At 65.2% G+C, this 20621-nt stretch carries 22 protein-coding genes; 14 read left to right on the forward strand and 8 right to left on the reverse strand.

From position 1 onward, the window contains the following. Positions 1 to 118 precede the first annotated feature (118 nt). The 3 genes from DFR52_RS16770 to bmt all read left to right on the forward strand — a co-directional run bounded on the left by DFR52_RS16770 (position 119) and on the right by bmt (position 3218). The gene (locus DFR52_RS16770; RefSeq protein WP_110033149.1) at positions 119 to 1006 is read left to right on the forward strand and encodes an ABC transporter permease; all 888 of its coding nucleotides are present in this window, start codon (positions 119 to 121) and stop codon (positions 1004 to 1006) included. Then, positions 999 to 2051, forward strand: a complete 1053-nt coding sequence (locus DFR52_RS16775) for a quaternary amine ABC transporter ATP-binding protein (RefSeq protein WP_110033150.1) — start codon at positions 999 to 1001, stop codon at positions 2049 to 2051. Before DFR52_RS16770 ends, DFR52_RS16775 begins: the two co-directional genes overlap by 8 nt. Positions 2052 to 2204: 153 nt before the next feature. Further along, positions 2205 to 3218, forward strand: coding sequence for a betaine--homocysteine S-methyltransferase (gene bmt / locus DFR52_RS16780; protein ID WP_110033429.1), 1014 nt, complete (start codon positions 2205 to 2207; stop codon positions 3216 to 3218). Positions 3219 to 3299: 81 nt separating this feature from the next. On the opposite strand, the gene DFR52_RS16785 is transcribed toward bmt, so the two are convergent. The 4 genes from DFR52_RS16785 to DFR52_RS16800 all read right to left on the reverse strand — a co-directional run bounded on the left by DFR52_RS16785 (position 3300) and on the right by DFR52_RS16800 (position 7043). Further along, positions 3300 to 3740: a PadR family transcriptional regulator gene (locus tag DFR52_RS16785; RefSeq protein ID WP_245415381.1), complete on the reverse strand. Its 441-nt coding sequence runs from the start codon at positions 3738 to 3740 to the stop codon at positions 3300 to 3302. A gap of 356 nt (positions 3741 to 4096) precedes the next feature. Continuing rightward, on the reverse strand, positions 4097 to 4585 hold the full coding sequence (locus tag DFR52_RS16790; RefSeq protein WP_110033152.1) for an HXXEE domain-containing protein: 489 nt from the start codon (positions 4583 to 4585) through the stop codon (positions 4097 to 4099). Positions 4586 to 4621: 36 nt separating this feature from the next. Further along, on the reverse strand, positions 4622 to 5356 hold the full coding sequence (locus DFR52_RS16795) for a 4Fe-4S dicluster domain-containing protein (RefSeq protein ID WP_110033153.1): 735 nt from the start codon (positions 5354 to 5356) through the stop codon (positions 4622 to 4624). 100 nt (positions 5357 to 5456) lie between these two features. Further along, positions 5457 to 7043: a trimethylamine methyltransferase family protein gene (locus DFR52_RS16800; RefSeq protein WP_110033154.1), complete on the reverse strand. Its 1587-nt coding sequence runs from the start codon at positions 7041 to 7043 to the stop codon at positions 5457 to 5459. A 249-nt stretch (positions 7044 to 7292) separates the two neighbouring features. Between DFR52_RS16800 and DFR52_RS16805 the strand changes: the two genes are divergently transcribed. Beyond that, complete coding sequence (locus DFR52_RS16805) at positions 7293 to 7994, forward strand: corrinoid protein (protein ID WP_110033155.1); 702 nt, start codon at positions 7293 to 7295, stop codon at positions 7992 to 7994. Between the two features lie 51 nt (positions 7995 to 8045). On the opposite strand, the gene DFR52_RS16810 is transcribed toward DFR52_RS16805, so the two are convergent. Continuing rightward, on the reverse strand, positions 8046 to 8174 hold the full coding sequence (locus DFR52_RS16810; RefSeq protein ID WP_110033156.1) for an entericidin A/B family lipoprotein: 129 nt from the start codon (positions 8172 to 8174) through the stop codon (positions 8046 to 8048). Positions 8175 to 8242: 68 nt separating this feature from the next. Between DFR52_RS16810 and DFR52_RS16815 the strand changes: the two genes are divergently transcribed. Together DFR52_RS16815 and DFR52_RS16820 are read left to right on the forward strand one after the other, a co-directional pair. Next, on the forward strand, positions 8243 to 8860 hold the full coding sequence (locus DFR52_RS16815; RefSeq protein WP_110033157.1) for a DUF1638 domain-containing protein: 618 nt from the start codon (positions 8243 to 8245) through the stop codon (positions 8858 to 8860). An 83-nt stretch (positions 8861 to 8943) separates the two neighbouring features. Next, on the forward strand, positions 8944 to 9588 hold the full coding sequence (locus tag DFR52_RS16820) for an exopolysaccharide biosynthesis protein (RefSeq protein WP_110033430.1): 645 nt from the start codon (positions 8944 to 8946) through the stop codon (positions 9586 to 9588). A 96-nt stretch (positions 9589 to 9684) separates the two neighbouring features. Here DFR52_RS16820 and DFR52_RS16825 read toward each other — a convergent pair whose 3' ends face one another. Beyond that, positions 9685 to 10638 carry an alpha/beta fold hydrolase gene (locus DFR52_RS16825; protein ID WP_158284986.1) on the reverse strand — a complete coding sequence of 318 codons (954 nt, stop codon included), beginning with the start codon at positions 10636 to 10638 and terminating at the stop codon, positions 9685 to 9687. A gap of 200 nt (positions 10639 to 10838) precedes the next feature. Between DFR52_RS16825 and DFR52_RS16830 the strand changes: the two genes are divergently transcribed. The 6 genes from DFR52_RS16830 (at position 10839) to DFR52_RS16855 (ending at position 17301) form a co-directional block, all read left to right on the forward strand. Beyond that, positions 10839 to 11609 (forward strand): formyl transferase, encoded by a 771-nt coding sequence (locus tag DFR52_RS16830; RefSeq protein ID WP_110033159.1) that lies wholly within the window; start codon positions 10839 to 10841, stop codon positions 11607 to 11609. A 148-nt stretch (positions 11610 to 11757) separates the two neighbouring features. Further along, a complete protein-coding gene (locus DFR52_RS16835) occupies positions 11758 to 12063 on the forward strand; it encodes a virulence factor (protein ID WP_110033160.1) in 306 nt (101 codons plus the stop codon). After that, positions 12056 to 12646 (forward strand): methylenetetrahydrofolate reductase C-terminal domain-containing protein, encoded by a 591-nt coding sequence (locus DFR52_RS16840; protein ID WP_110033161.1) that lies wholly within the window; start codon positions 12056 to 12058, stop codon positions 12644 to 12646. Before DFR52_RS16835 ends, DFR52_RS16840 begins: the two co-directional genes overlap by 8 nt. Then, entirely contained in the window at positions 12643 to 13743 is a 1101-nt protein-coding gene (locus DFR52_RS16845; protein ID WP_170132298.1) for a methylenetetrahydrofolate reductase, read from the forward strand. Before DFR52_RS16840 ends, DFR52_RS16845 begins: the two co-directional genes overlap by 4 nt. A gap of 79 nt (positions 13744 to 13822) precedes the next feature. After that, positions 13823 to 14782 carry a methyltetrahydrofolate cobalamin methyltransferase gene (locus DFR52_RS16850; RefSeq protein WP_110033162.1) on the forward strand — a complete coding sequence of 320 codons (960 nt, stop codon included), beginning with the start codon at positions 13823 to 13825 and terminating at the stop codon, positions 14780 to 14782. Positions 14783 to 15252: 470 nt separating this feature from the next. Beyond that, the gene (locus DFR52_RS16855) at positions 15253 to 17301 is read left to right on the forward strand and encodes an ASKHA domain-containing protein (protein ID WP_110033163.1); all 2049 of its coding nucleotides are present in this window, start codon (positions 15253 to 15255) and stop codon (positions 17299 to 17301) included. 29 nt (positions 17302 to 17330) lie between these two features. Here DFR52_RS16855 and DFR52_RS16860 read toward each other — a convergent pair whose 3' ends face one another. Then, positions 17331 to 18263, reverse strand: a complete 933-nt coding sequence (locus DFR52_RS16860; protein ID WP_110033164.1) for a hypothetical protein — start codon at positions 18261 to 18263, stop codon at positions 17331 to 17333. Positions 18264 to 18421: 158 nt separating this feature from the next. On the opposite strand from DFR52_RS16860, the gene DFR52_RS16865 reads away from it, so the two are divergent. Continuing rightward, positions 18422 to 18844 carry a PACE efflux transporter gene (locus DFR52_RS16865; RefSeq protein WP_110033165.1) on the forward strand — a complete coding sequence of 141 codons (423 nt, stop codon included), beginning with the start codon at positions 18422 to 18424 and terminating at the stop codon, positions 18842 to 18844. 123 nt (positions 18845 to 18967) lie between these two features. Continuing rightward, positions 18968 to 20158: an MFS transporter gene (locus DFR52_RS16870; protein WP_110033166.1), complete on the forward strand. Its 1191-nt coding sequence runs from the start codon at positions 18968 to 18970 to the stop codon at positions 20156 to 20158. A 37-nt stretch (positions 20159 to 20195) separates the two neighbouring features. On the opposite strand, the gene DFR52_RS16875 is transcribed toward DFR52_RS16870, so the two are convergent. Beyond that, positions 20196 to 20561 (reverse strand): SH3 domain-containing protein, encoded by a 366-nt coding sequence (locus DFR52_RS16875; RefSeq protein ID WP_110033167.1) that lies wholly within the window; start codon positions 20559 to 20561, stop codon positions 20196 to 20198. Positions 20562 to 20621 lie beyond the last annotated feature (60 nt).

Below are 20621 nucleotides of genomic sequence, written 5' to 3' on the forward strand. Positions count from 1 at the left end.
CTGGAGCCGGAACCGGGGGCACGCGCCAAGTGGTGCAATCGTCAGGCTGAAGGCAGCGATGAATTGCTGGTCGCCTCGGCATCAGCGCACACTCATTTCCCGTATTTGGAGCGTGAATATGGATTGGCTCACAAAATTTCCCGCCATGGACACAGAGAGACTCACCGCCCTCAAGAAGGCGATCGATCTGGGGTTTCGTGAATTTACCCGCGCCAACGGCGACACATTTGAAACCCTGCTCTATCCGGTGCAATGGTTCATGTATCGCGTCGAGACACTTCTGACGCAATCGCCCTGGCCTCTCGTCATCCTCGGCTTTGCGATCATCGCCTGGCTTGCCAGCCGCAGCGCCAAGATCACTGTCGGTGTCATCGTGACACTGCTGCTGATCGGTTATTTCGACATGTGGGAAGACACCATGAAGACGGTCGCCATGACCGTGGTGGCGACCATCATGGCCATCATCATCGGCATTCCCATCGGCATCCTGATGGGTCGCTCGAACCGGGTCCAGTCGGTGATCAACCCGATTCTCGACGTGATGCAGACAATGCCGAGCTTCGTCTATCTCATTCCGGTGGTCATGCTGCTGGGCATCGGCCGCGTTCCGGGCCTCATCGCGGTGATGGTCTATGCCATTCCGCCGATCATCCGCCTGACCAATCTCGGCATCCGGCTGGTCGACAAGGATGTGCTCGAGGCGGCCGACGCCTTCGGCTCCTCCAACTGGCAGCGGCTGGTCAACGTGCAGATGCCGCTGGCGCTCCCCACCATCATGGCCGGCGTCAACCAGACGATCATGATGGCGCTCGCCATGGTCGTCGTCGCCTCGATGATCGGCGTCCAGGGCCTCGGCCTGCCGGTGCTCAAGGCCATCGCCAACCAGTATTTCACATTGGGTATTTTCAACGGCCTCGCCATCGTCGGCATCGCCATCATCTTCGACCGCACCAGCCAGGCCTATGGCAAGCGGTTGCAGAAGCATCTGGAGGTCGTACATGGTTGAGGCAAAACAAGGCATCGGCATCAGCATCCGCAAGCTCTACAAGATCTTCGGGTCGAGTCCGGAAGCCTATATCGACCAGGTCAAGCAGGGCATGACCAAGGCCGAGCTCAAGGACAAATATGACCATGTCCTCGGTCTCAAGGACATCAACATCGACATGCCCGGCGGCGGCATCCAGGTCGTCATGGGGCTCTCCGGCTCCGGCAAGTCGACGCTGATCCGCCACATCAACCGGCTCATCGATCCCACCGCGGGCGAGGTGCTGGTGGGTGATGACGATGTCGTCAAGATGAACGAGAATGAGCTGAGGGAATTCCGCCGCCACAAGACGGCGATGGTGTTCCAGAAGTTCGCCCTGCTTCCCCATCGCACGGTGCTTGAAAACACCGTCTACGGCCTGGAGATCCAGGGCCTGCCGCGGGCAAAGCAGGAAGAAGAGGCACGTCGCTGGATTTCCCGCGTCGGCCTGGACGGCTTTGAGAACAGCTATCCCAATCAGCTGTCCGGCGGCATGCAGCAGCGGGTGGGCCTGGCCCGCGCGCTGACCAATGACGCGCCGATCCTGCTCATGGACGAGGCCTTCTCGGCTCTCGACCCGCTGATCCGGATGGACATGCAGAGTGTTCTTCTCGACCTGCAGAAGGAAATCCGCAAGACTGTCGTCTTCATCACCCACGATCTGGACGAAGCGCTGAGGCTCGGCGACCGCATCGCCATCCTGCGGGACGGCGAGGTGGTGCAGCAGGGCACGCCGCAGGAAATCGTCCTCGCACCGGCCGACGAGTACATCTCCAGCTTCGTGCGGGAGGTCAATCGCGGCCGCGTCATCACCATCGACATGGTCATGACGCCGCCCAACGGCGAAGCGCTCGGCATGCCGATCAAATCGGGCACGATCCTCGAACTGGCGGCAAAGAAGATGACGGACCAGAACCAGAGCCACAGCCACGTGGTGGACAGCGACGGCAAGCTGATCGGTGCCCTCAACATCCAGCACGTGATTTCGGCGATGGTCACGCCGGTCGACCACACCGACGTCGAATAGCCTCACGGCGCCTGCCCGGCTCTCCGGGCCGCAATCCCAGACCCCGCCGAGAATCCCTCCCGGCGGGGTTTTGTTGACCGGCTGCCCCAGCAAAGCGGTTGCAATCACATAAAGAAATCTTTATATCACATGGAAACACTTTCGGAGATTTCCATGACCACTGTTTCCAACCCGCTCGCCGTCCTGCTGGCCGAAAAGGGCATTCTTCTCGCCGACGGCGCCACCGGAACCAACCTGTTCGCCATGGGGCTTGAATCAGGTGAAGCACCGGAGATGTGGCTGGAGACGGCACCGGAAAAGATCTCGAAGTTGCATCAGGACTTTGTCGATGCCGGCTCGGATATCATCCTCACCAACTCCTTCGGCGGCACGCGCAACCGGCTCAAGCTGCACCAGGCCGATGACCGCGTGCACGCGCTCAACAAGCGGGCGGCCGAAATCGCTCGCGCCGTCGCGGACAAGGCGCCGCGCAAGGTGATCGTCGCCGGCTCCGTCGGTCCCACCGGCGATCTGCTGGTGCCGCTCGGCGCCATGACCTATGACTCGGCAGTGGAATCCTTTGCCGAACAGATCGGGGGCCTCAAGGCCGGTGGCATCGATGTGGTCTGGATCGAGACCATGTCGGCCACCGACGAGATCCGCGCCGCCGCCCAGGCCGCCACCGACGCCGGCCTTCCCTATGTCTACACCGGCTCCTTCGACACCGCCGGCAAGACCATGATGGGCGTTCATCCGCGCGACATCCATTCGCTGGCGCGCGACATCGGCGACGGTCCCTTCGCGGTCGGCGCGAATTGCGGCGTCGGCGCCTCCGACATTCTCTCATCGCTGCTCGACATGACCGACGCCGATCCCGAGGCCGTCGTCATCGTCAAGGGCAATTGCGGCATCCCGGAATTCCGCGGCGCGGTGATTCACTACTCCGGCACCCCGCCGCTGATGGCAGATTACGCGCGGCTTGCCATCGACAGCGGCGCCCGCATCATCGGCGGCTGCTGCGGCACGTCGTGCGACCATCTGCGCGCCATGCGGGAGGCGGTCGACAGCCACATCAAGTCCCAGCGCCCCAGCGTGGCCGAGATCGTCGAGCGCATCGGCCCGATGCGCAACACGGTGGCCACCGACAACCCTGCGCCGACCCGCGAGCGCCGTGGCCGCAGGGGCTGAACCTCAATCAGCATCTGGCAATGAAATGAAAAAGGCCGGAGCTGACGCTCCGGCCTTTTCCGTCTGCAGCGGACACGCTGCTCACAGGCTTTCGATGTCCTTGCGCGCCTGCCTGAGAATTTCCAGCGCCTTTTGTGCCTGGGCGGCCGAGAACTCCCCGCCCCTCACCTGCCGGAACAGTGACTTGCGCAGAGCGCGGAACTCGCCGCCCAGCGCCACGCCCTGGATTTCCTCGGACGCCTCGTCGAGCTGGGCGTTGATCCGGTCGAGATCGGCGCGGTTGTCCTCGAGATAGGCCCTGCCCTCGGCGGTGATCGAGAACAGCTTCTTGTTGCCCTGCATCTCGGAGGACACCAGGTCGGCCTCCTCCAGCATCTGCAGCATCGGATAGATGGCGCCGGGGCTCGGGCTGTAGGCGCCCTGGAAACGGGCCTCCAGCGCCTTGATGATGTCGTAGCCGTGCCGCGGCTGCTCGGCGATCAGCCCGAGAACGACCAGGCGCAAGGCACCCGAATCGAACATGCGGCTGCCCCTGCCGCCACCGAACGGTCCGCCGCGATGGCGCCCGTAGGGTCCGCCGCCGCCTCGGCCGCCGCGCCCCCCGGCGCCTTCGGAACCCTCGGGGCCGGCAAACATCCCCCTGCGATCACGGCCATGGCCGTGGCAATCGTGTCTGTGCATTCCAAACATTTCGATATCCTCATCGTTGCGTTCAGTCTTGATAACAGATTATCTATGCAAAGATATATCTTTTGCAAGACGCATCGAAAGGAATCCTGCGACGTCCCGGCCAGGCCATTGGTTTAATGAGGGTATTTCTGCCGCTTCTCGCATGTGACCGGGCTATCGTGTCTTACGTTGCCGGCAGCCGGACGGGTTCATGACCCATCCTGCCGGACCAGGCGGCTCCCGGCGGCGATCAGCAAAGGGATCAGTCCCGCCAGCGCCAGCGCCACAAGCGGCCCCGTGACGAGGAAAGAGGCGATTGTCACCCGCCCCTTGCGAAATGCGCTCATTAGGAGGGCGATGGCGGCCGGAGCGACGAGCAGCATGGCAATTGCGGTACCGGGCATGTAGCGACGGTCGACAACGGTGAAGGCAAGATGGGGCACCAGCGCATTGATCAGCATCGCAAGCGCGTAGCCACTGACGGGATAGGCGGAACCGGGGAGCTCGGTGCGAGGCAGCCAGGCACAGAGACCGGCCAGGAGCGTGAAGACGATGACGGCGAGGCGGAACGGCGCGTCCTGCACCGGACGCAGCCGCTGTCCCCGGCGGCGCGACCAGTCCGGCAGCCAGATCGCCTCTTCTAGGTTGTGGGCGGCCACCGCGCCGACAAATATAAGGCACCAGGCCTGGAACCCCATGGCAGCCTCCCCGCGCACCGGGCCATTCTATCGCGCTCAGCGGAAGGCGGCCATGTGAAATCGCAGTTGCGCCTCGCCATAGCGATAGCCTGGCCCCACAGGGCAGGCGGCGCGGGCAAGGCAGCCGGTCTGCATGCAGCCGCGGGTTCCCGCTTCACTGGCCAGATACGTCCGGCAGCCGGCAACGTCGAAGCCGCCGGCAACGAATGCGCCCACCGGACAGGCGCCGAGGCAGGGTTTTCCCACGCAACGCTCACAGGGATGGGCAGATTCCGCCATGGCCGCCGAGGCGATCCACGCGGTCGCTTCCGATCCCTGAGCGGCGCGGTTTTCCCGCTCGACAGCCAGCCTGTCCATTCCAAAGAGGATCGCGCCGCGATAGCCGTGCCAAAGTCCGTATACGGGATGGATCAGCATCCCCAGCGGCGAGGGCGTCAGGCCCTCCGCCGCCATCGCCCATTGCTGGAACGGCTGCCATGGCCTGTCGGAGGGGAACACCGCCGAGCCGCCCACAAGGTCGGCGACCGGCCCGATCACCGCTTCCGACCATCGGTCGAGCGGGTCGGCAATTCCGGGATGGTCGGCGTGCCAGGCGGCAAAAACGGGCCAGAACGCCCCGCCGGCATGGCCGACGAGGCAGATGGCGGCCGCGGCCTCGCCATCCGCCAGCCGCGGCGCCAAGTCAGGGGCGGGCCTAAGCCAGCCTCGCGGCGCGAGACCCGAAAAGTCCAGCGCGGCGGCGACGCCGGCGATCAGCCCCGCTTCATCCACCTGAACCGCCGCTTTTGAACGCGGATCTCCAGACCTCCCTGTGGATGAGGTTTGCGACTTTCTCCTGTGCGCCTGACTCCCTGGCTTGAACGGGCTGTGTTCAGGTGAAGGCGTCGGGCATCGAGTCCTTGCGGCTGGCGATATAGGCGAGCAGAGCCTCGTCGATCGCGGGGTCGAGTTCCGGCCCCTGATAGCTGTCGAGCCACGACTGGCACAGCACGCGGGCGCGGTCCTCGATGCGCTTTTCGCCCTCGGCCAGCCACTGCTCGTAGGAATTGTTGTCAGCCAGCGACGAACGATAGAAGGCGGTCTGGAAATTGGCCTGGGTGTGGGCGCAGCCGAGATAATGGCTGCCCGGGCCGACTTCCGCGATGGCGTCAAGAGCCTGACCGGTTTCCGACAGGTCGACACCCTCGGCGAAGCGCTGCTGCATGCCGAGCTGATCGACATCGATCATGAACTTTTCGTAGGAGCTGACCAGCCCGCCTTCCAGCCAGCCGGCCGAGTGCAGCGCGAAGTTGGTGCCGGCCAGAAGCGTCATGTTCAGCGTCGCCGCACTCTCGTGCGCCGCCTGCGCGTCGGGAACCTTGGAGCCGCACAGCGACCCGCCGGTGCGGAACGGGATCTTCAACCGGCGCGCCAGTTGCGCCGCGCCGTAGGAGACCAGCGACGGCTCAGGCGTGCCGAAGGTCGGCGCGCCCGACTGCATCGAGATCGAGGCGGCGAACGTGCCGAAGAGCACCGGAGCGCCCGGACGGATGAGCTGCGTGAACGAGGCGCCGGCCAGAACCTCGGCGAGGATCTGCGTCAGCGTGCCCGCCACCGTCACCGGGCTCATGGCGCCGGCAAGAATGAAGGGCGAGACCACGCAGGCCTGGTTGTTGCGGGCATAGACCTTGAGCGCGCCGAGCATGGTCTCGTCAAAGACCATCGGCGAATTGGCGTTGATCAGGTTGAGGGTGACGCAGTTCTGGTCGACGAACTCGGCGCCGAACAGGATCTTGCACATCTCGATCGTGTCTTCCGCACGTTCCGGCGCGGTCACCGAACCCATGAACGGCTTGTCGCTGTACTTCATGTGACTGTAGACCATGTCGAGATGGCGCTTGTTGACAGGCACGTCGACGGGCTCGCAGACCGTGCCGCCGGAATGGTGCAGCGACGGCGCCATGTAGGTCAGCTTCACGAAGTTGCGGAAATCCTCGATCGTCGCATAGCGGCGCACGCCTTCAAGGTCGCGCACGAAGGGCGGGCCGTAGACCGGCGCGAACACGGTCGCCTTGCCGCCGATCTGCACCGAGCGGGCCGGGTTGCGGGCATGCTGGGTGAAGACTTCCGGGGCGGTCTTGAGCAGTTCGCGGCACAGTCCCACCGGGAAGTGAACCCGTTCGCCCCTGACATCGGCGCCGGCATCCTTCCAGAGCCGCAGGGCTTCGGCGTCATCGCGGAACTCGATGCCGATTTCCTCGAGGATCTTGTCCGCGTTGCGCTCGATCAGCTGGAGCCCTTCCTCGTCGAGCACCTCGTAGACACCGAGCTTGCGCATGATGAAGGGCTGGGAAAGGCCGGGACCGCCGCCGGAGCGGGCAGCACGCCGGCCGGCCGCGCCGGCCACGCCCCGCGTGCGACGTCCCGCAGCCGGTTCGCCGGCGGTTTCCTCGGGGATCTGTGGGTCTATGGTATCCATGCCGAACCTGCCATGTCTCTGTTGGCGCCCAATTGCACCTTGTGTGAGCCATGCTAGCCCATAGCACGCCGCGCACCTTCCTTTAAACGCCAAGCCTTGCCGCATGAGGGATACTGTCGAAACGGCCCCGTCGCATTTTTTTGCCGCTCTGTCGTTTTCAAAGAACGTTTTGCAATCGAAGGCCTGTATCGCTATGCATGCGGCATGCAATTCGCCTTCAGGGCCGCCGGGACATCAAGGGAGCATAGCATGGCCGACGACGAAATCATCCTGTCCGAAATGTCCGACGACGAGCTTGTGCAGCAGATGCATGATGATCTGTATGATGGGCTGAAGGAGGAGATCGAGGAAGGCACCAACATCCTGCTCGAGCGCGGCTGGACCCCCTACGACGTGCTCACCAAGGCGCTCGTCGAGGGCATGCGCATCGTCGGCGAAGATTTCCGCGACGGCATCCTGTTTGTCCCGGAAGTGCTGATGTCGGCCAATGCCATGAAGGCCGGAATGTTCATTCTGCGGCCGCTGCTGATTGCGACCGGTGCGCCGAAACTCGGCAAGATGGTCATCGGCACCGTCAAGGGCGACATCCACGACATCGGCAAGAACCTTGTCGGCATGATGATGGAAGGCGCCGGCTTCGACGTGATCGATCTCGGCATCAACAATCCGGTGGAAAAATACATCGAGGCGATCGAGCGCGAGCAGCCCGACATTCTCGGCATGTCCGCGCTGCTGACCACGACCATGCCCTACATGAAGGTCGTCATCGACACGATGACGGAAAAGGGCATCCGCGACGACTTCATCGTGCTGGTGGGTGGCGCGCCGCTGAACGAGGAATTCGGTAAGGCCGTCGGAGCCGACGCCTACTGCCGCGATGCGGCCGTTGCGGTGGAAACCGCCAAGGAACTGATCAAGCGCCGCCACAACCGGCTCGCCGCGGGCGGCTGATCCGCAGTCATACGGAACAGGCGCCGGATGCGGCGCCTGTTCCGGGCTGTATTAGTTGACCGAATCTTCGACCGCATCCGCGGACGCATTGACGTCGCGGCCGACGCCGCGGATTGTGTTCGCACAGGACGCAAGCGTCAGGGCGATCAACAGGACTGCGGAGATCTTGGTGAGGGTCATCGGGGTAAAATCCTTGGTGCTGCAGGAATGCATGGGTTGAGAAGTCCGCCTTCGCAAAGGCTACTACGATGGCACAACGTCAAGCTTCGGGAAAAGTTCCACACCGTGTGCGGGTTATCGCCTGCGGCATGATCGCCCGCGAGGTCCTGGCGGTGAACAGGTCGCTCGGCTTCGACCATGTCGACCTCAAGTGTCTCGACGCGGACTTCCACCATCACCCCGAGAAGATCGCCCCGGCTGCCGACCGCGCCATCCGCCAGGCCCGCGCCGAGGGCTACGAGCATGTCTTCATCGGTTATGCCGACTGCGGCACCGGCGGCGAACTCGACAAGGTCTGCGCCGCCCACGGGGTCGACCGCATCGCCGGCCCGCACTGCTTTTCCTTCTATATGGGAAACCGGGCCTTCGAGGCGGAAGGCGATGGGATGATGACCACATTCTTCATCACCGATTTCCTGGCCCGCCATTTCGAGGCCTTCCTGATCCGCCCGCTCGGGCTCGACCGCCATCCGGAACTGCGCGAAATGTACTTCGGAAACTACGAGCGCGCGCTGTACCTTGCCCAGACCGAGGATCCGGAACTTGAGCAGAAGGCACGTTCCGCGGCGGAGCGTCTTGGGCTGCGCTACGAGCGCAGGCTCACGGGATACGGGGATCTCGCGGCAGCGATGTCACAGTTGGGATGATTTTTTCCGGCGGCCGCAATTGCCATATTCTTTAAGCAATTCGTGCTTATATCAGACCTGCAATCAGCAGGATGTGTCGCACCGTGAGTCACCAATCATCCACTTCCGTCGTTCCCGCCATCCAGGCGGGGGTTCGCCATCATCCTGAGAAGCTATCGGATCTGCTCGAGCGGCTGGCCCGCACCGCAGACGACCGCATCTCGATCCGCCAGATGGCCGAGGCGCTGGATGACCGCTCCTTCGGCGCCTTCCTGCTTGTCTTCGCGCTGCCCAACCTGATTCCGCTCCCCCCTGGCGCCACCATGATCCTGGGGCTGCCAATGGTGGTCGTCGCCTGGCAGATGCTGATCGGCTACAACAAGGTCTGGCTGCCGCGCGCGCTGGCCGACTATTCGGTGGAACGGGCCACGTTCCAGCGCATGGTGCTGCGGGTCGTCCCCTGGCTTAGGCGGACAGAGACCTGGGTGCGGCCGCGCAACTGGCCTCTCAACGGTGCCATCCGCGAGCAGATCTTCGGACTGTTCGTGCTGATTCTCGCAATCATCTGTGTCCTGCCGATTCCGTTCGGAAACTGGCCGCCAGCGTTCGCCATCGCCATTCTCGGCATCGCCCACACCGAGCGCGACGGCAACTGCCTGGTGCTCGGCGGGGTGGTCGGCATCATCGCCGCGACCGTCGCCAGCGCCATCGTGCTGTTCACCGGCGCATTGCTGCTGCGGATTTTCTAGGTTCCTGATTGTCGCATTGTCCTGCGGCGAGGTGAAGTTCAGCTCGTCGGGACATGCTCTGTCTTTTTGAATATAGGAAGGCGCCTGCGGCAATGGCTATCGGGCCAGGTGGCGGCACACCCGTTGCCGCACTTCGGCATGATGGCCGATCAGCAGATGTCCACCTTCCTCGAGCGCCATCAGATCCGCACCCTGGATCCCGCCGGCAATGGTCTGTGCAATGGCGAACGCGTTGATCGCGTCGTCCCGCGCATGCACCACCAGAGTCGGCGCGGCAATGGCGGCGAGATCGTATCGGGCGGCAGGGTCGATCGCCGCCCCCTCGTTGGCCAGTCCGGCTGCCCGGGCGCTCACCGGTTCGAACAGGTCGATCATGGCGGACAGGAATCTCCGGTCGGAATCTCCCATCCGGGCCCTGATCGCCGGGGTGACGTCGAACAGCCGCTCCATCAGCCGGGGTGCCGCATGCGCAATCAGCCAGAATGGAAAGTCCGAACGGAAGAGCAGTTGATACAGCCCGGCGGGCAGCGCCAGACCCTGCTCGCGCGCCCGCATCGGCGTGAAGGGTGCCGATGACAGCAGCGCCAGCGCCCGGCTCCTGCCGGGATGCCCGGCGGCGAACTGCAGCGCCACCGGGACGCCGCCCGACATGGCCAGCACGGCGGCGTCGTGGACACCGAGGTGGTCGAGAAGGGCCGCGAGCGCCTCGGCCTGCGCGGCCACCGAGGCGTCCTCGGGCATCGGCGTGCCGAGATAGCCGAAACGCGACGGCGCGATCCACCTGAAGCCGCAGTCGGCGAACACAGCGGCGATCAGCCGGCCCTGGTCATGACCACCGCCGGCGCCGTGCAAGACGATGAGCGCGGGCCCCTCGCCGCCGCTCGCAAACTCGATGCGCCCGGCGCGCGTCTCCACCGTACGGCCGTCGGCGGCCAGCCGGGCTGCAACGGCCGCCATGTCGCGTCGATAGGCGGCCAACACCAGAACGCCGGCGAGCGCCGCGGCCGCCGCCAGCGCCAGCGCCATCAGGCGCAACGACCACCGGCTCACCGGTGCCCGCCCGCGGCAAAACCGCATTCCTGGCGATCTGGAAACATCCTTCCCTCCGCATGCGTGCCTGTCCGCGAGGCGAGGATGGACGCGAAACTCCGCCGCCACTTTGACGCCGGTCAAGCCCGGGCGGCCCGGGCTTGCGGTTTCTTAACCCCGATCGGCTAGACCGGTTCGGGCCCAAGCAAGCCGGGGAAGAGATGACCAGACCAGCCACCATTCTCGTCTTGACCGCGGGCGGCCCCTATCCCTGGATCGTCATCAATGCGCTGGCGCTGGCATTCCCTTCTGTGGAGGTGCTTGTCGAGGCGCCGGAATCCCGGGCGCTGTTCCTGCGCCGCAGGGCACGCAAGGTCGGCTGGCTGCAGACCGCAGGCCAGTTCGCAACCATGACGCTGTCACGCTTCGGCAAACGCTGCGTCCGCGCCCGCGAGGCGGACCTGATCTTGCGCCACGGCCTCGCCACTGAACCGGCCCCCGGCATCCCCATCACGCATGTCCCCTCTGCCAATTCATCCGAGTGCCTGGCCGCCATCGCCGGCGCACGGCCGGCGGTGGTGCTGCTCGCCGGCTGCCGCATGCTCAGCCGCGCCACCCTGGCGGCCATCCCGTGCCCGGTGATAAACTACCATGCCGGCATCAATCCGAAGTACCGCGGCGTGCAGGGCGGGTATTGGGCCCGCGCGCTCGGCGATCCCGGCAATTACGGCACCACCGTGCATCTGGTCGACGCGGGCGTCGACACCGGCGCGGTGCTCTACCAGGCCTTCATCACCCCCGACCCCGCCGAGACCCTGCTCACCGATGCCATGGCGCAGGCGGCCGGGTCGCGCGACATCGTCATTGCCGCCGTCCGCGATGCACTCGACGGCAGGCTGTCACCGCAGCCGGTCGACCTGCCCTCGGTGCAGCGGTTTCACCCGCCGATCTGGACGTGGATCGGCAACGGCCTTTCCCGCGGAACCTGGTAGCAGGCCCTTGACCGCGCCAACTTGCGGGGCAAGTCTGCCCTATTCCGGCGCCTGAAAATCGGCAAGTCGTTTTTGACGCTGCACGCGTCGCCGTGAGCGAAGCGGGCAAAAATTCCGCGTGCGCATTCTAATCCTCAAGGAGACCCAAATGGCAGACCGCATAATCGTCTACTGGCGCGATATTCCCGCCCAGGTGATCATCAAGAAAGGCCGTGCCACCGCCAAGCGGGAACTGTCGCTCCGGTTCACCGAGGCCATCGACATGTCAGCCATGCGCTCAGGCGCGGCCGAGACCGAGGACTATCTTGCCGAGTGGCGCCGTGCGGCACCCGAGCCTGTCTCCGACGACCTGGAAGCCGAAGCCGATGAGGCGGCGGCAGCACTCGAAGCGGCCTATCCCAAGGAGCGCCTCGTCGCCCTGGTGAAGAGCCACGGCAAGGAAAGCGATGACTGACAGCCCGACGCCGACCACCCAGGCGAGCCTCAACCGCAAGGCCGCGCCCAAGACAGACTACAAGCCGGCCGATGTGTCGGCCGTCCGGCGCTACCGCCGGCGCTTCGTCGTCCGGCTCTGGGCGGTGCGGCATTCGCGCGCCCTGGAATGGGTCTACAAGCAGTTTGCCGACCTCTTCCTGCTGCTGCATCCGGTGTGGAAGGCGCTCGGATACCAGCGTGTCGAGGGGCCGGTCAAATTCGTCGAGCGCCACGTCAAGGGTTTCCTGTTCGATTGCCGCATGTGCGGCCAGTGCGTGCTGTCGTCGACCGGCATGTCATGCCCGATGAACTGCCCCAAGCAGTTGCGCAACGGCCCCTGCGGCGGCGTGCGGGCCAACGGCAACTGCGAAGTCGAGCCCGACATGCCCTGCGTCTGGGTGCAGGCATGGAACGGCTCGCAGCAGATGGTCGAGAACAAGGCCATCCTCGCCGTGCAGAAGCCGGTCGATCAATCCCTGCGCGAGACATCCGCCTGGCTCAGGACCACCGCCCAGGCCGCCGCCCGCAAAGAGGCCGCCAAGACCACGGAAACACCCGCATGAGCATGTCCGACGTCAATCCCGCCGGCGTTCACCTGCCGCTCGATCCGCTGCCCGGGCACTCCTCGCGCGGCCGGCTGGAACGCGTGCTCAGGCGCGGCGAATTCGCCGTCACCACTGAACTCAACCCGCCCGATTCCGCCGACCCTGAAGATGTCTACAATCGCGCCGCCGTCTTTGACGGCTGGGTCGACGGCATCAACGCGGTCGATGCCTCCGGCGCCAACTGCCACATGTCCTCGGTCGGCATCTGCGCGCTGCTGACCCGCATGGGCTACGCGCCGATCATGCAGATCGCCTGCCGCGACAAGAACCGCATCGCCATCCAGGGCGACGTGCTCGGCGGCGCAGCCATGGGCGTGAGCAACATCCTGTGCCTGACCGGCGACGGCGTGCAGGCCGGCGACCAGCCGGGCGCCAAGCCGGTCTTCGATCTCGACTGCATGTCGCTGCTCGAGACCATCCGCATCATGCGCGACAACGGCAAGTTTCTCTCCGGCCGCAAGCTGACGACACCGCCGCAGGTGTTCCTGGGTGCGGCCATCAATCCGTTTGCGCCGCCCTATGATTTCCGTCCGCATCGGCTGGCCAAGAAGATTGCCGCCGGCGCCCAGTTCGTGCAGAGCCAGTATTGCTACGACGTGCCGATGTTCCGCAGCTACATGCAGAAGGTCCGGGAACTCGGCCTGACCGAAGACTGCTTCATCCTCTGCGGCGTGGGACCGCTGGCCTCGGCCCGCACCGCCAAGTGGATGCGCGCCAACGTGCCCGGCGTCCACATTCCCGATCACATCATTGCCCGCCTGGAGGGCGCTGCCGACCAGAAGAAGGAAGGCAAGCAGATCTGCATCGACATCATCAACGAGGTCAAGGAAATAGAAGGCGTCTCGGGCATCCATGTCATGGCCTACCGGCAGGAGGAATTCGTCGCCGAGATCGTCCATGATTCAGGTGTGCTCAAGGGCCGCAAGCCCTGGCGCAAGGAGCCCAACCCGGCCAATGCGCTGGCAGAAGCCCATCTCCAGGAGGCGGCCGAACAGCCGCGCATGACGCCCCATGCCATGGCCGGCGTCGCCGCCGAAAGCAACGAACCGAATTGACTCGGGCGGCTTGATAATCAGCCCGAAAACCGCATAATGACATAAGTAAATCTTTATGTCCCGAAACCAAGGACCAGACATGACCCGCACCATCGTAGCCTCCGCCACCCGAGAAATCATCATCGGCTTCGATCAGCCCTTCTGCGTCATCGGTGAGCGGATCAATCCCACCGGCCGCAAGAAGCTCGCCGCCGAGATGGTCGAGGGCAATTTCGACACCGTCATCAAGGATGCGCTCGAACAGGTCGCCGCCGGCGCCACAATGCTCGACGTCAATGCCGGGGTCACCTCGGTCAACCCGAACGAGACCGAGCCGGGCCTGCTGGTACAGACGCTGCAGATCGTCCAGGATCTGGTCGACGTGCCGCTGTCGATCGATTCCTCGGTTTCCGCCGCCATCGAGGCGGCACTGAAGGTCGCAAAGGGCCGCCCGCTGGTCAATTCTGTCACCGGCGAGGAGGAGAAGCTCGAGGCGATCCTGCCGCTGATCAAGAAATACAACGTCCCAGTGGTCGCCATCTCCAACGACGAGACCGGCATTTCCATGGACCCCGACGTCCGCTTTGCCGTGGCCAAGAAGATCGTGGAGCGTTGCGCCGACTTCGGCATCCCGGCCTATGACATCGTTGTCGATCCGCTGGTGATGCCGATCGGCGCGCTGGGCGACGCCGGGCGCCAGGTGTTCGCTCTGCTCCGCCGCCTGCGCGAGGAACTGAAGGTGAACACCACCTGCGGCCTTTCCAACGTCTCCTTTGGCCTGCCTCACCGCCACGGCATCAATGCCGGCTTCATCCCGATGGTCATCGGCGCGGGCATGACGAGCGCCATCATGAATCCGTGCCGGCCGCAGGAGATGGAAGCGGTGCGTGCCGCCAATGTTCTCAATGGCACCGATGCCAACTGCACCAACTGGATCAAGACCTACAAGGATTACCAGCCGCACGTCGCAGGTTCCGCCCCGACGCCGAACCCGGCCGTCTCCTCGGCCGAAGGCGGACGCCGCCGCGGCGGCCGCGCTGCCCGCTCCGGCGGGGCATGATCCGGCGGACCATGGCCGCACGGGCCATGGTCCCCACTGCCTTTGGAGGTTGCCATATCCGACCAAACCACCATCACGAGCAAGCCAGCGGAACGGGATCAGGCCCCTGTCGCCGCGGCTTTGTGCGTGGAGGAAAAGCGCATGGCGGCTGCAGTGATGGTTGCCGGCGCAGTGGCTTTTCCTCGCCCTTCGAGGGCCGCCGCGCGGCCCACTCAGGATGAGGGAAAGGACTGGCCGGCGCTACCTCCGCACACTCATCCTGAGATGCGAGCCCGAGCATGGCGAGGGGAAGGCTCGAAGGGAGAGGGTGTGGCCACAGGGACCGCCGCGCCGACGATCCGTGGCGGCACCAGAAAAAAGCTTGAAAACAAAGACGTCAGGAATACATCAGGCTCGCCGGTCTCCGCTTTGCCGGCCAGCTTCCGCCCAATCCGCCAAGGATTGGTAAACCCCCGAAAGTTCCCCATCCCATGACAGCGTCCAGCGCAGACCACCTCGTCCTTTTCATGCCGTCGGGCAAGCGCGGCCGCTTCGCTGAAGGCACCCCGCTTCTCGAGGCGGCGCGCCAGCTCGGCGTGCATGTGGAAAGCGTCTGCGGCGGGCGCGGCATCTGCGGCCGCTGCCAGATCGAGGTCCAGGAGGGCAAGTTCGCCAAGCACGGCATCACCTCCTCCAATGACCACATCACCCCCTTCGGCGGCAACGAGATCCGCTACGCCGAGAAGCGCGACCTCAAGCCCGGCCGCCGCCTCTCCTGTACGGCACGGGTGCTTGGCGACCTGGTCATCGACATCCCCCAGGACACCGTGGTCAACGCCCAGGTGGTGCGCAAGGACTCCGATGGCCGCGTCATCGCGCGCAATCCGGCAATCCAGATGTGCTATGTCGAGGTCGAGGAACCCGACATGCACAAGCCGCTGGGCGACCTCGACCGCATGCTGATCGCGCTTGAGACCGACTGGGGCATCGGCCGCCCGGTGATCGACGCCCATATCCTTCCGGGCATCCAGAAGGTGCTGCGCCAGGGCGAGTGGAAGGTGACGCTTGCCATCCATCATGACGCCGACGGCGAGCGCCCGCATCTCATCGCCGTTTATCCCGGCCTCAAGAACGAGGCCTACGGCATTGCCTGCGACATCGGCTCGACCACGATTGCCATGCATCTTTCCTCGCTGCTCTCGGGCCGCACGCTTGCCTCCGCCGGCACGTCGAACCCGCAGATCCGCTTCGGCGAGGACCTGATGAGCCGCGTCTCCTATGTGATGATGAACCCGGAAGGCCGCGAGGGCATGACGATTGCCGTGCGCGAGGCGATCAACGGGCTCATCGACAAGGTCTGCGCCGAGGGCGGGATCGTGCGCACCGACATTCTCGATTCGGTCTTCGTCGGCAATCCGATCATGCACCATCTGTTTCTCGGCATCGACCCGACGGAACTCGGCGGCGCGCCCTTCGCGCTGGCGGTCTCCGGTGCGGTCGCGCTCAAATCCTCCGAGATCGGCATCCACCTCAACACCGGGGCGCGAACCTACATGCTGCCCTGCATCGCCGGCCATGTCGGCGCCGATGCGGCGGCCGCCACGCTGACCGAAGGCCCGCACCGCCAGGACGAGATGATGCTACTGGTCGATGTCGGCACCAATGCCGAGATCGTGCTCGGCAACCGCACCCGCACCGTGGCCGCCTCCTCGCCCACGGGACCCGCCTTCGAGGGCGCCGAGATCTCCTGCGGCCAGCGCGCCGCCCCCGGCGCCATCGAACGCATCCGCATCGACCCCGAGACGCTGGAGCCGCGCTACCGCGTCATCGGCATCGAGCAGTGGTCGGACGAGCCGGGCTTCGAGGAAATGGCCAAGAGTGTCGGCGTCACTGGCGTCTGCGGCTCGGGCATCATCGAGATCATCGCCGAGATGTATCTTGCCGGCATCATCTCCGAGGACGGCGTCATCAACGGCGCGCTGGCCGCCCGCAGCCGGCGCGTCATCGCCACCGGCCGCACCTGGTCCTATCTGCTCAAGGACGGCGAGCCCAGGTTGACCATCAGCCAGACCGACGTGCGCGCCATCCAGCTCGCCAAGGCAGCGCTCTATGCCGGCATCAAGCTGCTCATGGACAAACAGGGCATCGACCATGTCGACCGCATCGGGCTCGCCGGCGCCTTCGGCTCCTTCATCGATCCCAAATACGCCCTCGTGCTCGGCCTTGTGCCCGATTGCGATCTCGACAAGGTCAAGGCCGTCGGAAACGCCGCCGGCACCGGCGCGCGCATGGCGCTTCTCAACCGCGACCATCGCCGCGAGATCGAGGACACGGTCACCCGCATCGAGAAGATCGAGACCGCTCTGGAGCCGAAATTCCAGGAGCATTTCGTCTACGCCATGGCGCTGCCCAACAAGGTCGACGCCTTCCCCAAACTCGCCGAGGTCGTCAAGCTGCCGGAACGCTCGGTGGACACCGATGCGGCCGACGGAATCGACCCGGGCGCCGGTCGCAGGCGGGGCGGACGCAGGCGGGGCTGAGGCAGACCTGAGGCCGCCCGCCCCTCACCTCATGCCGATGCCCGGTAGAGGGCATCGGCCAGTTCGGCCTCCTCGTCGGTGGGACGAGAAAACCTTGCGCCCTCCGCCTCCGACCAGTCGCCGTCCGTCATCAGACTCTCCCCGAGACCGTACCGTTCGGCGATTGCCCGGGTCGGCCCGCCCAGGGCGGCGGCGATGGCATCGCGGTCGGCCCTTCCCAGCAGCATCGGCACCGCCGCGACGCGGCTGTCGATCCATCTTTCTGCCAGATGGCGATGGGCGAGCGTGACGCCCCTGACCAGCCGCTCCATGTCGTCGACGCCGATCTGCTGCTTGAGGCGGTAGAGGACCCGCAGGCTGGAGATGTCGGCTGCCTTGTTCATGTTCTCGGCCGGGAACGTCAGTTCGGCGAGCGCCGCCTCCGGCAGGTCGAGGCATTCGATGACAGGCATCACCGACGAGCGCTGCCTTGAATAGGGGACGACCCTGATCGCCTGCCGGCCGAAGACCCGTTCCCAGCGGCGCAAATGGGATTCGACATCGAACCGGTTCGAGAGCCCCGCATCGTTCCAGGCGAAGCCGTCGATGTCCCGGATCGATCGCCGATGCGACTTGACCATCTGGTTGAGAAAGGAGTTGACCCAGTCGACCGGGTTCCTGACGAACAGCAGGACGGTCGGGGCATCGGAAAGCCGGGACAGATGCTCGATGAGGGAATCGCCGGCTTCGTAAAGGTTCTCAAAGGATATGACCGCGTGCGAAGCCTCCGCGACCTGGCCGGCAAGGACCGGGATCATCGCGGGATCGAAGTCGAATACCAGGGGGCGATGCCAGTTGCCGTCCCTTCCCTCCGTCGGCCAGACGCATCCGTACCGCAGAAGGATCTGCTGGTTGCGTTGCAGGAAGGTCTGAATGCCCTTCGAGCCCGTCTTGGTCGTGCCGATGTGAATGAGAAGGGTCATCCTCCGGGCGCGCCCTTCGACACCCCGGTTTCGCCTTGGCGAACCGGCAGACGGCCCCCTTGTCCGGCCATGCCTGCACGTCTATAGACGGAACGAGTGAGGACGACCTCCCCCATCCGGGACCTGTTCGGGACGACCCGGAGCCAACGAGGACCGTCATGCGCACCACCAGAGACCGGATCAGACACGCCATCAGCTTCGAGATCATCGGCCTGAGCCTCGTCACCCCGCTCGGCGCCTGGACCTTCGGCATGCCGCTCGAGGACATCGGCGTGGTCAGCCTCGTCAGCGCGACCATCGCCACGGCCTGGAACTATGTCTTCAACCTGATGTTCGACCATGCCCTCGTCCGTTTTCTCGGCGATCTGCGCAAGACTCTCGCCATGCGCGTGCTGCACGCCGCCCTGTTCGAAGCCGGGGTGGTCGTGCTGCTGATGCCGTTCATCGCCTGGTATCTGGATGTCAGCCTGATGCATGCGCTCACCATGGATGTGTCGTTCTCCCTCTTCTACATGGTCTATGCCTTCGGCTTCAACTGGGCCTATGACCGGGTCTTCCCGATCCCGGCGCCCGCATCGTGAAGCCGCGGAGCCGAGGCATGGGGCGGCCGGCCGAACTTGAACCGGAGTGGTGGCCGCGTGAGACTGCCCCCGGGCGGGCCGCCCTCCCTTTACCCGAATCGAAACTCGGTCTAGGCGTCTGACGTGTCCTCCTTCATCCGATCACCGCTGGTCCTCGTTCTGGCGCTCTGGGCCGCGGGCCTTGGCGCCGCCGCGCAGTTTGCCAAGATCGTGGTGATCTTCCCCGAACTGCAGGCCCATTACGGCGAGACGGGTGCTGCCTCCGGCTATCTTGTCTCGCTGCTGTCCGTGGTCGGGATGACCCTCGGGCTGATCGCAGGAGTGTTGGCCACCCAGATCGGGGTGCGCCGGCTGCTGCTGGCGGGGCTGGTGCTCGGCGCCTTGATATCCGGCTTCCAGGCAACGCTTCCCGGCTTTGAATGGATGCTGGCCAGCCGCTTTCTCGAGGGTCTCTCGCATCTGGCGATCGTGGTCTCCGCGCCGACGCTGATCGCGCAGCTGACGGTGCAGCGTCACCAGGGGATGGCGCTCACCCTGTGGGGCACCTACTTCGGTGTCGCCTTCGCCACCGTGGCGCTGACCGCGCCGCCGATCCTCCGGACACTCGGTCTGGCCGGCCTGCCGGCGCTGCACGCCGTCTACATGGCGGCCTTCGCGGTGCTGCTCACAGCGCTGCTGCCCGCGCCGGACGGTCGCGACGCGCCGCCCTGGCCGTCCCTGGCGGAGATTGCCCGCCGCCATGTGGTCGTCTATTCCTCGCCCTTCATCGCCGCCCCGGCGTTGGGCTGGCTGTTCTACACGCTCACCTTCGTCTCCATGCTCGCCATCCTGCCGTCGATGGTGGAGCCCACAATGCGCCCCTTCGTTGCCGCCGCCATGCCGGTCGCCAGCATCATCTCGTCGATGACCGCCGGCAACATGCTGCTCCGGCGCCTGTCGGCGGTCGCGGTCATCATCACCGGATTCTCTGTGGCCATCGCCCTGCTCATGGTCTTCATGCTGGCCGGTCCGGATCCGTGGCTGTTCATCGCCCTGTTTGCCGCGCTCGGCCTGGTCCAGGGCGCCAGCTTCGCCGCCGTGCCCGAACTCAATGCGTCCACCGCCGATCGCGCGCTCGGCAATGGCGGCATCGCCCAGACCGGCAACATCGGCAACGCGCTCGGCACGCCCGCCATGCTCGCCATCGCCTCCACCGGGCTGGCCGCGGGCCTGCCGCTCTTCCTCATCGGCTGCTATGCCTGCGCCATCGCCGTGCATCTGGCCATGGCGCGGAGCTGCCGGAGGGTTGCTCTCGGCCAGATCCGGCCGGATTGACCCACCGGATCAGAGTTGTTCGGTCATCGCCGGTCGGTCACTCGGGCCAGATGTATTTGCCGCGCGCCCAGCCGAGCTGGGCGTCATTTGTCATCACCTGGCACCAGACATTGGCGCGCTTCATCGTGTCGTACTTGACCTGCGCGCTGCCCCAGCCATCGACCCGGAACGAGATGTTGGTGACGATGTTCTTGCAGCGGCCGGTCAGGCTGATCGGCGCATTGAGCGCATAGGCGTCGATGACCTGTGAACCGGCCGAGGGCCACTTGCGGATGTTGAGCGCGTCATCGGGGGCAATCGCCGTGACCGTTCCGGCGGTGAAGGCCGACGCCACGGCCGGCGCCGGGCCGAGGCTCGCCACTGCGGCCGACACGGCCAGCAGGATGTGAATGGACTGGTTCATGCTCTTGTCTCCCTGTAGTGGCGCGTCGATCTGCGCCGGTTCATGAAAGCTACATGCATC

Source organism: Hoeflea marina, assembly GCF_003182275.1.
Lineage (GTDB): Bacteria > Pseudomonadota > Alphaproteobacteria > Rhizobiales > Rhizobiaceae > Hoeflea > Hoeflea marina.